12 protein-coding genes are annotated in these 14,964 nt (G+C 49.6%); all 12 read right to left on the bottom strand.

Features of this window, described 5'->3' with window-relative positions; all coding sequences use genetic code 11:
- Positions 1 to 14: 14 nt before the first annotated feature.
- Positions 15 to 1,112 (bottom strand): transcription termination factor NusA, encoded by a 1,098-nt coding sequence (nusA, locus tag ABE504_RS32630; RefSeq protein ID WP_430096862.1) that lies wholly within the window; start codon positions 1,110 to 1,112, stop codon positions 15 to 17.
- A 35-nt stretch (positions 1,113 to 1,147) separates the two neighbouring features.
- Positions 1,148 to 1,612, bottom strand: coding sequence for a ribosome maturation factor RimP (gene rimP, locus ABE504_RS32625; RefSeq protein ID WP_430096861.1), 465 nt, complete (start codon positions 1,610 to 1,612; stop codon positions 1,148 to 1,150).
- A 191-nt stretch (positions 1,613 to 1,803) separates the two neighbouring features.
- Positions 1,804 to 6,117 carry a PolC-type DNA polymerase III gene (locus tag ABE504_RS32620; RefSeq protein WP_430096859.1) on the bottom strand — a complete coding sequence of 1,438 codons (4,314 nt, stop codon included), beginning with the start codon at positions 6,115 to 6,117 and terminating at the stop codon, positions 1,804 to 1,806.
- A 68-nt stretch (positions 6,118 to 6,185) separates the two neighbouring features.
- Positions 6,186 to 7,634: a proline--tRNA ligase gene (gene proS, locus ABE504_RS32615; RefSeq protein WP_430096858.1), complete on the bottom strand. Its 1,449-nt coding sequence runs from the start codon at positions 7,632 to 7,634 to the stop codon at positions 6,186 to 6,188.
- Between the two features lie 22 nt (positions 7,635 to 7,656).
- Positions 7,657 to 8,916, bottom strand: a complete 1,260-nt coding sequence (gene rseP, locus ABE504_RS32610) for an RIP metalloprotease RseP (protein ID WP_430096857.1) — start codon at positions 8,914 to 8,916, stop codon at positions 7,657 to 7,659.
- A 165-nt stretch (positions 8,917 to 9,081) separates the two neighbouring features.
- On the bottom strand, positions 9,082 to 10,227 hold the full coding sequence (locus ABE504_RS32605; RefSeq protein ID WP_430096855.1) for a 1-deoxy-D-xylulose-5-phosphate reductoisomerase: 1,146 nt from the start codon (positions 10,225 to 10,227) through the stop codon (positions 9,082 to 9,084).
- A gap of 25 nt (positions 10,228 to 10,252) precedes the next feature.
- Entirely contained in the window at positions 10,253 to 11,053 is an 801-nt protein-coding gene (locus ABE504_RS32600; RefSeq protein ID WP_430096853.1) for a phosphatidate cytidylyltransferase, read from the bottom strand.
- Positions 11,054 to 11,082: 29 nt separating this feature from the next.
- Entirely contained in the window at positions 11,083 to 11,856 is a 774-nt protein-coding gene (locus ABE504_RS32595; protein WP_430096851.1) for an isoprenyl transferase, read from the bottom strand.
- A 70-nt stretch (positions 11,857 to 11,926) separates the two neighbouring features.
- The gene (frr, locus tag ABE504_RS32590) at positions 11,927 to 12,481 is read right to left on the bottom strand and encodes a ribosome recycling factor (protein WP_126145009.1); all 555 of its coding nucleotides are present in this window, start codon (positions 12,479 to 12,481) and stop codon (positions 11,927 to 11,929) included.
- 3 nt (positions 12,482 to 12,484) lie between these two features.
- The gene (pyrH, locus tag ABE504_RS32585; protein WP_430096849.1) at positions 12,485 to 13,210 is read right to left on the bottom strand and encodes a UMP kinase; all 726 of its coding nucleotides are present in this window, start codon (positions 13,208 to 13,210) and stop codon (positions 12,485 to 12,487) included.
- 89 nt (positions 13,211 to 13,299) lie between these two features.
- Positions 13,300 to 13,950: a translation elongation factor Ts gene (gene tsf / locus ABE504_RS32580; RefSeq protein ID WP_430096847.1), complete on the bottom strand. Its 651-nt coding sequence runs from the start codon at positions 13,948 to 13,950 to the stop codon at positions 13,300 to 13,302.
- 113 nt (positions 13,951 to 14,063) lie between these two features.
- Entirely contained in the window at positions 14,064 to 14,762 is a 699-nt protein-coding gene (rpsB, locus tag ABE504_RS32575) for a 30S ribosomal protein S2 (RefSeq protein ID WP_126145006.1), read from the bottom strand.
- Between the last annotated feature and the right edge of the window lie 202 nt (positions 14,763 to 14,964).

The following is a 14,964-nucleotide window of genomic DNA, read 5'->3' as shown; positions in this document are numbered from 1 at the left end:
CTTCCGGCACTTCCTTAGTCAATGCTTACGGAATCCTGATGCATTTCTCCGGTATACGTTTTCGCTCTGCCGAATTCTTGCTCGGCTTGTGTCTCGCTCTTGATGTCGATTTTCCAACCGGTCAGTTTGGCGGCCAGCCGCGCATTCTGACCTTTAATTCCGATCGCCAGCGAAAGTTGATAATCAGGCACGATAACACGCGCCATCTTCTCATTCTCGTGAATTTGAACTTCCAGCACTTTGGAAGGGCTCAGCGCATTCGCCACATACTCTTCCACGCTTTCCATCCAGCGGACGATGTCGATTTTCTCGCCGCGAAGCTCTGTCACAATCGTTTGGACACGAAGTCCTTTCGGACCGACGCAGGAGCCGACCGGATCAACTTCCGGATTGCGGGAATGCACGGCAATTTTGGAACGGAAGCCCGCTTCGCGCGCGACGGAACGAATTTCTACAACGCCGTCGAAAATCTCCGGCACCTCGAGCTCGAAAAGACGCTTGAGCAGCCCCGGATGCGTTCTCGACAGCACAATTTGAGGACCCTTTGTCGTATTTTCCACCTTGGTGATATACGCTTTGATACGGTCTCCCTGTTTGAACTTGTCAGTTGGCATAAGCTCCGTCAGCGGGAGCACCGCCTCCACCTTGCCCAAGTCCACATAGATGTTGCGTTGATCTTGGCGCTGAAGAATACCGGTCACGATATCCTCTTCCTTGTCAATGAACGCATTGTAGATCAAGCCGCGCTCCGCTTCGCGAATCCGCTGCGTAACAACCTGCTTCGCCGTTTGTGCGGCGATGCGGCCGAAGTCGCGAGGTGTCACTTCAATCTCCACAATATCTTCCATTTGATAGTTCGGATTAATTTCACGTGCTGCATCCAGCGATATTTCCAAGCGCGGGTCAAGCACATCTTCCGATACGGTTTTACGTGCATAGACTTTGATGAGACCCGTGTTCCGGTTAATATCCACGCGCACATTTTGTGCCGTATTAAAATTGCGCTTATAGCTGGAAATCATCGCCGCTTCGATGGCGTCAATCAATAACTCCTTCGAAATCCCTTTCTCACGTTCAATTTCCGACAGCGCTTCGATAAAATCTGAATTCATTTGAACTGAGTCCCCCCTTTCAATAAATGCAAAACCTAAAAGACAATTGCCAGGCGCGCGCTTGCCAGTTTGGCAGCCGGAACACTGACTTTCTTTTTGCCGAATTCGATAACGAGCGTTTCTTCATCATAGGACAGTAACCGTCCTTCGAACTCTTTAGCGCCGTCGATCGGCTCATAGGTCGTCACAAAGACATGACTGTTTACGGCTTTATAAAAATCTTGCGGCTTCTTAAGCGGTCGTTCCGCCCCAGGCGAAGAAACTTCCAGGAAATACGCATCCGGAATCGGATCTTTCTCATCCAGCTTCCCGCTTAAAAATTCGCTGATGCGGCCGCAATCATCTATATCAATACCGCCTTCTTTGTCTGCGTAGACGCGAAGGAACCAATTGCTGCCTTCCTTGACATACTCGACATCCACGAGCTCAAATCCGTTGTCCTCGAAATATTGCTTCAGCATGTCCTCAATAATGGATTTGATTTGCTCTTGCGTAGCCAATGGCCATGACCCTCCTAAATTTGACTTTCTCTCGATGCACCCGAAAAAGTCCTATATCAAAATGTAAAGAGTGGGTTGCCCCACTCTCTAATCACAAGATGATAATCCTCATTATTGCCAAGAAAAATTATACCATAACCTTGTTTTGCATTACAATAGCAAACTTGTAAACGATTTTCACTTGACAGGCGCTAAAACAAGGACAATTGATTCGACTCCGGCAGTCCCCGGAAGCAGCCCATACTGCTCAGCATTTCGATGACGGTTTTGGACGCTTTCGACCGATTCTGGAAATCCTCGATCGAGAGGAAATCGCCGCCCTCTTCCTTTGCCGCAGCAATGTTCTTCGCCGCGTTCTCGCCGATGCCGGACAGTGCGGCAAACGGGGGAATCAGTGAATCGCCGTCGATGATGAACTTTGTCGCATGCGAGCGGTAAATGTCGATCGGCTTGAAGCTGAAGCCGCGCGCCGTCATTTCCAGCGCCATTTCGAGAATGGAAATCATCGCTTTTTCTTTCGGCAACGCCTGGAAGCCTTTCTCCTCGATTTCGATAAGCCGCTTCAGAATCGCATCGTAACCTTGGCACAGCAAGTCCAAATCAAAGTCCGCCGCCCGAACGCTGAAATATGTCGCGTAGTAGGCAATCGGGTGGTACACCTTGAAATAAGCGGTACGCACCGCGGAAATAACGTAAGCGGCGGCGTGCGCTTTCGGGAACATGTACTCGATGCGCTCACAGGATTCGATGTACCATGCTGGCACGTTGCAGCGCTTCATCTCTTCCTTCCACTCGTCGGTGAGCCCTTTCCCTTTCCGCACGCTTTCCGTGATTTTAAACGCCAGACCCGCGTCCATGCCGGCTTTGTAAATCAAGTAGAGCATAATATCGTCACGACAACCGATTACGGTCTTAATGTTGCAGATGCCTTTTTTAATCAGTTCCTGTGCATTGCCGAGCCAAACACCTGTTCCGTGAGACAATCCCGAAATCTGGAGCAAGTCGGCAAACGAGCTTGGCTGCGTCTCTTGAAGCATTTGACGCACGAATTTCGTTCCCATTTCGGGAACACCATACGTCGCTACCGGCGAACGGATTAGATCCGGCGTGACGCCGAGCGCTTCCGTCGAGGAGAAAATGCTCATCGCTTTCGAATCATTCATCGGAAGCGTCGTCGGATCGATGCCTGTTATGTCCTGCAGCATCCGCATCATCGTCGGATCGTCGTGTCCCAGAATATCGAGTTTGAGCAGGTTCGCGTCAAAGGCGTGATAATCGAAGTGGGTCGTCATCCACTCGGAATTTTTATCATCAGCCGGAAATTGCACCGGTGTAATGTCGTCGACTTCCATATAGTCAGGTACGACGACGATCCCGCCGGGATGCTGGCCCGTACTCCGCTTAACGCCGGTACAGCCGCCGGCCAATCGATTAAGCTCAGCGCCGCGCCATTTTGCGCCGATTTCTTCTTCGTATTTTTTAACGAAGCCGAACGCCGTCTTCTCCGCTACCGTACCGATCGTTCCGGCACGGAATACGCTCTTCTCGCCGAACAGCACTTTCGTGTAGTTGTGCGCCACAGGCTGATATTCGCCCGAAAAGTTAAGGTCAATATCGGGAACCTTGTCCCCTTTAAAGCCAAGGAACGTTTCGAACGGAATATCATGCCCATCGCCTTTCATCGGCTCGCCGCAGTTCGGACAAATTTTGTTCGGCAAGTCGAAACCGCTCGGCACACTGCCGTCCAGGAACCATTCGCTGTGCTGGCAACTGTAGCAAATGTAATGGGGCGGCAGCGGATTAACTTCGGAGATGCCGAGCATCATCGCAACGACGGATGAACCTACGGATCCCCGGGACCCTACGAGGTAGCCGTCCGCATTCGATTTTTTTACGAGACGTTCGGAAATGAGATAGTTCGCGGAGAAGCCGTATTTGATGATCGGCACAAGCTCTTTTTCAAGCCGCGCCACGATCACTTCCGGCAGTTCTTCGCCGTAGATGCTTTTCGCCGTGTTGTAGCAGGTCGTCCGAATTTCATCGTCCGCGCCGTCAATAATCGGTGTAAACAGCTTGTCCGGGAACAGCTCGATCACTTCGAAGCGGTCCGCCAACTCGTTCGTGTTGCGAATGACAACTTCATGCGCTTTCTCTTGGCCAAGAAACTTAAACTCCTGGAGCATTTCCTTCGTCGTCCGAAAATGTGCATCAGGCTTTTTGGTGCCCTTGAGCGGACTAAAGCCGGTAATCCCGTTAATCGTAATGTCTCGGCACATTTTTTCTCGCGGATGCAAGTAGTGCACGTTGCCAGTCGCAATCACCGGCTTGCCGGTTTTGGCTCCGATTTCGCACACACGTCGAACGGCGTTTTCCAGATCTTCGGCACTGCCGACGAGCCCTTTCTCGACCAAATGCATGTTATAGCTGACTGGTTGAATCTCCAGAATATCGTAGAACTCGGAAACCTGTTCGGCCTCCTCGACCGATTTGTTGAGCACAGCCTCGAAAAACTCGCCTTTTTCGCAACCGGAGGTAATCAGCAGCCCCTCTCGGTGCTCGACGAGCACACTTTTCGGAATCGTTGCGGAACGCTGTAAATATGTTGTATGAGATAATGAGATCAGTCTGAATAAATTTTTCTTCCCCGTCGCGTTCAGTGCATAAATACAACAGTGGAACGGGCGCTGATTCGACAAATCCTTGCCGACATAATCGTTGAGTCTCGCCAAGGAGACGATTTGCCGATCGTAGGCTTCATTGATCAGATGGAATAAAACAAAACCCAGCGCGATCGAGTCGTCGATCGCACGGTGATGATTGTCAAGGCTTACCTTGAACTTGTCCGAGAGCGTGTTCAACCGGTGGTTTTTCATCGCCGGGAACAGGAAACGAGCAAGCTCCAGCGTATCGAGCACGGCATTATTCACTTCCGGCAGCCCCATGCGCTTCAGGTTCGCTTGCAGAAAGCCCATATCGAAGCGCGCGTTATGCGCAACTAAAATGCTGTCGCCGACAAAGTCAATGAACTTCGGCAGTTCTTCTTCAATATCCGGCGCATCCGCGACCATTTCATCCGTAATGTTTGTGAGCTGCTGAATGTTATATGGAATTCGCTCATGCGGATTAATAAACGTTGCAAACCGGTCGATTTCTTTCCCGTCCTGCATTTTGACGCCGGCGAGCTCGATAATTTTATTATTCGTCACCGAGAGCCCCGTCGTCTCCACGTCGAAAATGACATACGTGCCTTGCTTCATTTCGATATCAATTGGATTCATGACAATCGGTACCGCATCGTTCACGACATTGGCTTCTAAGCCATAGATAACTTTGATGCCATGTTTTTTTGCTGCTTTACCCGCATCCGGGTAGCATTGAATGTTGCTATGGTCGGTAATCGCAATCGCTTTATGGCCCCATTTGGCTGCCGTCTTCACGAGTTGGTCCACAGGCGTGAGCGCATCCATCGTGCTCATATTGGTATGCAAATGGAACTCGACCCGCTTCTCCTCGGCATCGTCCATGCGGTCCTTCGGTGCCATGACTTCCGTCAAGTCGTTCGGAATCATAACCAGCTCAGGGACTTGCATAAAGCGGTCATACTCGACCTTCCCTCTTGCGCGCACCCATGTCCCATTCGACAGAAGGCTGAGAATCTTGACGTCTTCCTTCGTCTTCGCGAACATCTTCATCGCCATGGAATCGGTAAAGTCGGTGAGGTTAAAGGAGAACAGCGTATTGCCGTTCCTCAGTTCCTTGACTTCCAGACCGAAAACCATTCCTTGCACGGTAATTTTCTTTTCTTCTTCCTGAATGTCTTTGAGCGGTGTCGGAACCTCCTTGATTTCGTAGCCCATGACCAGCTTCAGCTCGTCATCCGAAACAAGGGTATCCTCGTCTTCCATCTCAATCGACATCATGATCTCTTGCGTGAACGATTTTTCCCCTTCGGCACGCTGTTTGGCGAACTTCTCATATTCCGCTTCGGTTTCAGAAGCGGCGCCGAGCGAATATTTGACAGATAATTCCATTTGAAAATAGTTATGAAAAAAGTTCCTAACATACATGTCGATATTTTTCTTCCGGGCCAGCTCAAGCCCAATGTTGTCGAGCAAAATCAACGAAAGCTGCGTACCCTGCACGTCAACTCTCGCCTTGGCCATCCATCCGTTGATAGATGGGACCTCCCGCTGCAGCCACTCCATGAAGAGGCTCCAATATTCGGCGACCAAGGCGTCCGCACCTGCCTGCTCAAACTTCCAAATGAATCGGATTTTGGCAATGGACGCGAACTTCTCTTGAATCATTTTGCAAAACGAACGGTAAATCGGCTGAGGGACGAGTTCTTCCTTCACCAAATAAAACGTCCAGTCCCGATTCTTACGACTGATTTCTACTTGATCGATATAACCGTCCGTAAAATAGGTCCGCACCATATCGCCTGGAATCTCGGCTTGCTGCATCAAAAGCTCAAAGCGATTCCGTTTATCAGCCAGATTACTCATGAACAGCCTCCCCATAAAAAATACGAAGGGCAATGGAGCCTAGACTCCAAGTGCCCTGGATTTGACAATTAATAGCTTCGACCAAAAACAACCGTATGCTTCGCGGCTTCCCCGCAAATGAGACATGTCGACTTCGTTTCGGACGGTTCGAAAGGGATGTTGCGGCTTGTCGCCCCAGTCTCTTCTTTGACCTGCGCTTCGCACGCATCCGAGCCGCACCAACCGGCTAACGCGAAACCGCGCTTCGTCTCGAGGAACGTTTTGAACTCGTCGACTGTATCGACCGCAATGTAATGTTCATCGCGGAATTGCTTCGCTTTATCATACATCTGCTGATGAATCTCGGCAAGCAGATTTTGCACTTCTTCTACAAAATTCGCCTGCTGCACGACTTTCTTCTCACCGCTGACGCGGGAAACGAGAACAACTTGTCCGTTCTCCATGTCGCGGGGTCCAAGCTCAACACGAATCGGAACGCCGCGCATTTCGTATTCATTAAACTTCCAGCCCGGGCTTTGATCGGTGCGGTCATCCACTTTGACACGAACACCGGCTTTTTTCAGTTCCGCGTACAGCTCGTCCACACGTCCGATGACTTGTTCACGCGTTTTTGGCGGTCCAATCGGAATCATGATGACTTGCGTCGGTGCAACCTTCGGCGGCAGTACAAGACCACGGTCATCCCCATGAACCATGATCAAGGCGCCGATCAGACGAGTACTTACGCCCCAAGAGGTCGTATGCGCGAATTGATGCTGATTTTCACGGTCCAGAAATTTGATATCAAACGCGACTGCGAAATTAGTGCCCAGGTAGTGGGACGTTCCGGCTTGCACCGCTTTGCCATCCTTCATCATCGCTTCAATGGAGAATGTATCAACCGCCCCTGCGAACTTCTCGGAAGGTGTCTTCTGACCGACAATTACCGGAATCGCGAGGAACTCTTCGGCAAATTTGCGGTACACTTCCAGCATTTGCATCGTTTCGCGGCGTGCGTCCTGCTCGTCTTCGTGAGCGGTATGACCTTCCTGCCAGAGGAACTCGGTTGTGCGCAGGAACGGCAGCGTACGCTTTTCCCAGCGAACAACGTTTGCCCATTGGTTAATCAGCAGTGGAAGATCGCGGTAGGAGTTGATCCACTCGGCGTACATGTGGCCAATCATCGTCTCGGAAGTCGGACGAATCGCTAGGCGCTCTTCCAGTTTCTCTCCACCTGCTTCTGTCACCCAAGGCAATTCAGGGTTAAAGCCTTCAACGTGTTCTTTTTCTTTCTGGAAAAAGCTCTCCGGAATAAATAGTGGAAAGTACGCATTGCGGTGTCCCGTCGCTTTGAACATGCTGTCCAATTCGCGCTGAATATTCTCCCAGATTTCAAAGCCGTCCGGTTTGAACACGATACAGCCGCGAACCGGTGAGTAGCTCATCAGGTCCGCTTTCTTGATAACATCAATATACCAGCGGGAGAAGTCCTCTCCCTGCGGTGTAATTTCTCGGACAAATTGTTTATCGTTCGACATAAATCCTCCCACGATTCTCGGACTACCCTTTGATTAATCGTAAAATATCATTGTAGGTGACAGCCACCATTAACAGCATGAGCAGCGCGAAACCGACAAAGTGAACCAGACTTTCGCGGTTCGGATCGATCGGCTTGCCGCGAAGCGCCTCCAGCCCCATGAAGAGTAGACGGCTTCCATCTAGCGCCGGAATCGGCAGCAAATTAAAGATCCCCAAGTAGAGGCTCAGAGTAGCCGCCCAAGAGATCAGGTACGTAATCCCCATCTTGGCAAACTCCGCCGACACTTGCGCCGTTCGTACCGGTCCGCCGAGATCGTCGAGCTTGAACTGCAGCATGACAAGCTTCTGCAAGCCGGTCACAATGCTAATGGTTGTTCCTACGACTTGGTCATATGTACCGGTGATTACTTCTTTAAATGTTGCACTGCGGCGATCCCCACTGATGACGACACCTAATTTGCCTGTTCCTGCTTCGAGTTCAGGCGTCACTTGCAGCGTTAACGGCGCCCCCGCACGATCGATGACCCAAGTCATCGTTTTGCCAGCAGAGGATTGAATCGCCGTTACGAGTTTCTCACGATCGTCACCGATCACCTGATTATTGATGGAAATGATCACATCGCCTTTATGCAGTCCAGCTTTTTCACCAGCTCTGCCAGCCTGAACCGTATCCAACTTAACATTCGTGAAGACACCGGACATGATGACAACGATGAGGAACAACACGATGGCCAGCACAAAGTTCATCACAGGCCCCATCACAATGGCTAGCGCACGCTTGCCAACCGGCTTGGAACCGAATTGACGATCATAAGGCGCAATTTGCGTCTCTGTCCCTTTGGTCACCATCAGCGCTTGCGGATCGATTGGGAACGTTACTTTCTCTCCGTCAACTTCCAGGGCTACGCGGAGCTCGCGTTCCAAATCGATCGATTCAACAACACCGAGGATAACGTTAGAACGACGATCTAATTGATCGAGGTACAGATGCGTGACTTGATTCTGCTTATTCACCTTAACGGCAATCGTCTGACCGGGATTCACCTGAACGATTTCGGGATCCTCCCCTGCCATCCGCACAAAGCCGCCGATCGGCAAGATGCGCAGCGTATAGCGGGTCTCGCCTTTTTTATATGAGAAAATTTTCGGTCCAAATCCGATGGCAAACTCGCGCACCAAAATGCCCGCCCGCTTGGCAAAGTAAAAATGGCCCCATTCATGAATCGTCACAAGGACGAAAAACAGCAAAATCACCTTTAACGCAACTTCAATAGCCGACAAGTCGTATTTCCCCCTTCGGGTTATCTTAGAAACTGTCCTATGTAGAAAGGAGAGCGTATTCTTAGATTACCACTATTGAACCGCGGAATACAAGCTATGCGCACTCAGATCAGTATACGAACCAGGAGGACGAATTAGACGTTATTGCTAGCGCACCCGTTCCATTTAAAACGTCATCGCGGCTGCAACCTGTCTCGCCCATTGATCTTGTTCATGAATGAGTTCAATTGGAGGATTTGGATAGGATTCATGCTTTTGAAGCGTTGCTTCGATAATGGATTCGATCTGGAGAAACGTGATTTCGCCTTTTAAAAAGCGTGCAACCGCAACCTCGTTGGCTGCGTTGTACACCGTCGGCGTCGTGCCGCTCTGCCTGCCGCTTTCAAACGCCATGCGCAAGCACGGAAACCGCTCGTAATCCATTTCGCGGAAGTTAAGCTTGCCGATGGACGCTAAATTCAATCGCGTTGTCGGTGTCGGAATCCGATCCGGATACGTCAGCGCGTAGGAAATCGGAATCCGCATATCCGGATTGCCAAGCTGAGCGATGACACTATGATCGATGAACTCGACGTAGGAATGGATCACGCTTTCGGGATGAAGGATAACATCAATATGATCGTAATCCAGACCGAAAAGCCAATGTGCCTCAATCACTTCAAGCCCTTTGTTGACCATCGTCGCGGAATCGATTGTGATTTTGGCGCCCATGGACCAGTTGGGATGATTCAGCGCTTCCTTGACCGTCACGTCTTCGAGCTCCGCGCGTGTGCGATCCCGGAATGAGCCGCCTGATGCGGTCAATGTAATGCGCTCGATTTGCGAAGGTTTCTCACCGTTCAGGCATTGAAAAATCGCAGAATGCTCGCTGTCCACCGGTAAAAGGGCAACGCCTTTGCGCTTCGCCGCCTCCGTCACAATGTGACCGGCACTGACGAGCGTTTCTTTGTTGGCAAGCCCGATATGCTTGCCTGCTTCAATCGCAGCCAGCGTCGGTTTCAGGCCTTGGCTTCCGACCAACGCAGTCACAAGGATGTCCGCGCCGCTTTCCGTCGCGACCGCCATTAAACCCTCCTCGCCGTGAAGCACACGAGTGCCAGCAGGTACATGCTGGGCAATCCTGTCCGCGAGCTCCTTCGTTGCCACGGATACCAGTTGTGGGCGAAACCGCTGCGATTGTTCAATGATTAGTTCGCTGTTAAAACCACCTGAAATGGCGGTCACTTGGAACTGTTCGGGCGCGTGCGCCGCAATATCGAGCGTTTGCGTACCGATCGAGCCGGTGGAGCCGAGTATGGCTATTTTCTTCATGATTTGCACACCCCACAGGTAGTCATTATTGCGGAATTAAGCCAAGCAAATAAACAAAAGGAAACACGATCAACCAACTGTCCATGCGATCCAGCACACCGCCATGACCCGGAAGCAGCGTCCCTGTATCTTTAATTCCTTTTACCCGTTTATAAGCCGATTGGATGAGGTCTCCCACTTGTCCCACAACTGCGATGACAAGACCTAAAAGAAGCGCCTGTGGGATGCTCAATAGTTCCGGAGAAGCAATGGCAAAAATAATCGCTGCAATCACGGAAATAACGATGCCACCAATGGCGCCTTCAACGGATTTTTTAGGGCTGATTTGCGGCCATAACGGCGTTTTACCAAGCTTGGAGCCAACAAAATAGGCGCCTGAATCGGAAGCCCAGATGCAGACGAAAATCAAGAACGTCCAAAACAAACCGTGTTCTCCAAGCCTAGCTGCGATCATGTAATTGAAGCCAAGGCCAATGTAAACGACGCCAAGCAAAATGACCGATACTTGATCAATCGTGATTTTATTCTTCGACGCGACGGTAATAAATAGCAGCAGAAACATGCCGAGCCAGATGACAGCTGTAGTCGAGAGAGGGAACGAACCTCCGAACTGTTCTTGTTCCCAAGGAATCGTTAAAATGAGCAAAGCAATCAGTCCGATGCCCGCCGTCAGTTTGAAAGGCATGTACCCGTTCATTTGCAAGTATTCGCGATAGCCGATAATGGACACGAGCACGATCAGCCCTGCATACCAGTAGCCGCCTAATACGAGCAAGGTAAGGAACACAATAGCGGCGATAATGCCGGTTATTAATCTCTGTTTCAAGGTGAATCCCCCTAGATGACATCTAAGCTTTAAACTCCGCCGTATCTTCTGCCGCGGCGCTGATATTCCGCAATCGCTTGATTGAACAAGTCTTCCGTAAATTCAGGCCAGTATGCGTCCGTGAACCAAAGCTCGGAGTATGCCAGCTGCCACAGCAAAAAGTTGCTGAGCCGTTGTTCTCCGGAGGTTCGGATCAGGAGATCGGGATCTGGCAGATCTGACGTAAGCATATAGGATGAAATTTGCGTTTCGCTCAGTTCATCAGGATTAATCTTTCCTTCCTGGACGTCCTGAATCAAGTGCTGCACACCGGTAATAATTTCCTTGCGGCCGCCATAATTCAAAGCAAAATTCAAAATCAAACCTGTATTATGCTTCGTCCGTTCAATCGCACCTTCAATTGCGTTCAGCGTGTAGTCGGGCAGCCCCTCTTTCCAACCGGTCATCCGAATCCGCACGTTGTTCTGAATCAACTCTTCAATTTCCAAAGGAAAAAACTCCTGCGGAAGCTTCATGAGAAACTCCACTTCTTCCTTCGGTCGCTTCCAATTTTCCGTAGAAAATGCATACATAGTCAGCACTTTCACACCGATGTCATTGGCCGCCATCGTTATTTTTTTCACATTTTTCATGCCGGAATGGTGTCCCGCAACGCGAGGCAGCCCTCGTTGCTGCGCCCACCGCCCGTTGCCGTCCATAATGATCGCCACGTGCGCCGGGACTTTATCCAGCTCAATCTCCGGCAGGGATAAACGAGCAGGCTTGCGATTGTTACCGAACCAATTCTTGAATAGCTTAAGCACTGTTGTTCCTCCCAACTAGGGAAAGATGAAAAGCCCCCAGTGATTACTACCCGGGGGCGCATATCTATCGCTAAACTTCCATAATTTCCTTCTCTTTCGCTGCCAGCACTTTCTCAACCTCGGCTACGAATTTGTCGGTAAATTTCTGGATGTCCTCTTGATGTTTGCGGGACTCATCCTCCGAAATTCCGGACTTTTCGAGCTTCTTGATGTCGTCGTTCGCGTCGCGGCGAATGTTTCGGATCGCAACTTTCGCTTCTTCACCGAATTTCTTCGTCATTTTCACGAGTTCAGCACGACGCTCTTCCGTCAAAGCTGGGATGACGATTCGAATCACGGAACCGTCATTGGAAGGCGTTAAGCCAAGATCTGACTTCATGATCGCTTTTTCAATAGAAGACATTGAGCTCTTGTCCCACGGCTGGATCAGCAGCGTGCGGGAATCCGGTGTTGTCAAGTTCGCGAGCTGATTGACCGGTGTCATCGCACCATAATATTCGACTTGAATACGATCCAGCAGCGATGGCGTTGCGCGTCCGGCACGCAGCGTCAGCAAATCTCTCTTAAGCGCGCCGATCGCTTTCTCCATCCGGTCTTCTGCGTTCTTTTTCACTGATTGCGGCATCGATTATACACTCCCTTTAACAGTCGTACCGATTTTCTCACCAAGAACAACGCGTTTGATATTGCCTTTTTCCGTAATATTAAACACCACTAGCGGGATGTTGTTGTCCATACAGAGGGAAGAAGCCGTTGAGTCCATAACGCCAAGGTTATTGCTAATGACTTCCATATAAGTCAGTGTTTCGAATTTTTTAGCTGTCGGATCTTTGAATGGATCAGCGGAGTATACACCATCAACCTTGTTTTTGGCCATTAAAATAACTTCAGCTTCAATCTCTGCAGCTCGAAGCGCAGCCGTCGTATCTGTCGAGAAGTATGGATTGCCCGTACCCGCTGCGAAAATCACGACTCTTCCCTTCTCCAGATGGCGCATCGCTCTTCTGCGGATATACGGCTCAGCCACTTGCTGCATCGTAATCGAAGACTGAACGCGTGTCGGCACGCCGATATTCTCAAGCGCATCCTGCAGCGCCAATGAGTTCATAACCGTCGCAAGCATACCCATATAGTCTGCCGTTGCACGGTCCATCCCTTTTTCGCTGCCGGCAATGCCGCGCCAAATGTTGCCTCCGCCTACAACAACAGCCACTTCAACACTTAATTCTACTACATCTTTCACTTGCTGAGCAATGGAGGTAATAATTTCGGAATCAATGCCGTACCCTTGTTGTCCCGCCAAAGCTTCCCCGCTCAATTTCAGCACAATTCTTTTGTAAAAAGGTTGACCCAACTTGTATACCTCCGTTTCCTTGCAAACCGATCAAGTTAAGGGCTAAAAAAGAAGGAACACCAAGTGTTCCAACTTTTTGTCGCTGCTTATTATAGTTTCACTTGGGACATAACTTCTTCCGCAAAGTTTTCTTGTTTCTTCTCAAGACCTTCACCAAGACCAAAACGTACGAAACGACGAATGGAGATGTTCTCGCCGATCGTTGCAATTTTTTCGTTCAGCAATTGCTCGATCGTTTTGTCTGGGTCTTTCACGAAGGATTGCTCCATCAAGCAGTATTCTTCGTAGTATTTGCCGATTCGACCTTCAACCATTTTCTCAACGATTTTTTCAGGCTTGCCTTCGTTCAACGCTTGAGCTTTAAGGATTTCTTTTTCTTTCTCCAAAGCTTCCGTTGGCACTTCATCACGGCGCACGTACAGCGGACTAGCTGCTGCAATGTGCATTGCGATGTCGCGGCAGAATGCTTTGAATTGGTCCGTTTTACCTACGAAGTCAGTTTCGCAGTTGATTTCAACCAGAACGCCAACTTTACCGCCAGCGTGGATGTAAGATTCAACAGCACCTTCTGTTGCGATACGGCCCGCTTTGTTTGCTGCAGCGGAAAGACCTTTTTCACGAAGAATTTCAGAAGCTCTTCCTACGTCACCGTTTGCTTCTTCCAGCGCTTTTTTGCAGTCCAACATACCTGCGCCTGTTTTTTCACGTAGTTCTTTTACTTGTGCAGCTGTAATTGCCATGGAAAAGAAACCTCCTAATTGGATTAAGTAATATGTAACGCCAATGTTATTCTAAAAAAAGGGTGGTGACAGGCTGTTACACCTTCCAACCACCCTTTTCACATTCATATGGATTAAGCTGTTGTTTGCTCGCCTTGGTGTGCTTCGATAACTGCATCAGCAATTTTCGCTGTCAGCAATTTCACAGCGCGGATTGCATCGTCGTTACCTGGAATCACGTAATCGATTTCGTCCGGATCGCAGTTTGTATCAACGATACCAACGATTGGGATACCCAATTTGCGAGCTTCTGCGACAGCAATACGCTCTTTACGAGGGTCGATAATGAAAAGTGCGCTTGGCAGGCCTTTCATGTTCTTGATGCCGCCCAAGAATTTCTCAAGACGCTCTTTCTCTTTGCGGAGAATGATAACTTCTTTCTTAGGAAGAACTTGGAACGTGCCATCTTCTTCCCATCTTTCAAGAGTTTTCAAACGGTCGATACGTTTTTGAATGGTAGCGAAGTTTGTCAGTGTACCACCCAACCAACGTTGGTTGATGAAGTACATGCCGCAACGTTCTGCTTCTTCAGCAACGGAATCTTGCGCTTGTTTCTTAGTACCTACAAATAGCAGTGTACCGTTCTCTTCTGCAACGGATTTAACGAAGTTGTAAGCTTCCTCAACTTTTTTAACCGTTTTTTGCAAGTCGATGATGTAGATACCGTTTCTTTCAGTGAAAATGTACTTGTCCATTTTCGGGTTCCAACGACGTGTTTGGTGACCGAAATGTACGCCAGCTTCTAAAAGCTGTTTCATGGAGATTACTGCCATCCCCAATCCCTCCTCAAAATGGTTTATTTGGCATCCGCCGCCCCTCGCATCTTTGCATAAAACTTACATTTGTAAGCACCATTATGCAAATTGACGGGCGTGAGTTTTTAACACCGTGAATAAATATACCACAACTGAAAATCGGTTGCAACTTTTTCTCCCCAACGAAATTTGCCCGTTTCAACAAAAAAAGATCTTTCTA

The sequence above is a fragment of the Paenibacillus oryzisoli genome, from assembly GCF_050467285.1.
GTDB classification, from domain to species: Bacteria; Bacillota; Bacilli; order Paenibacillales; family NBRC-103111; genus Paenibacillus_E; species Paenibacillus_E oryzisoli_A.
This window is presented reverse-complemented; position numbering and strand designations above follow the sequence as displayed.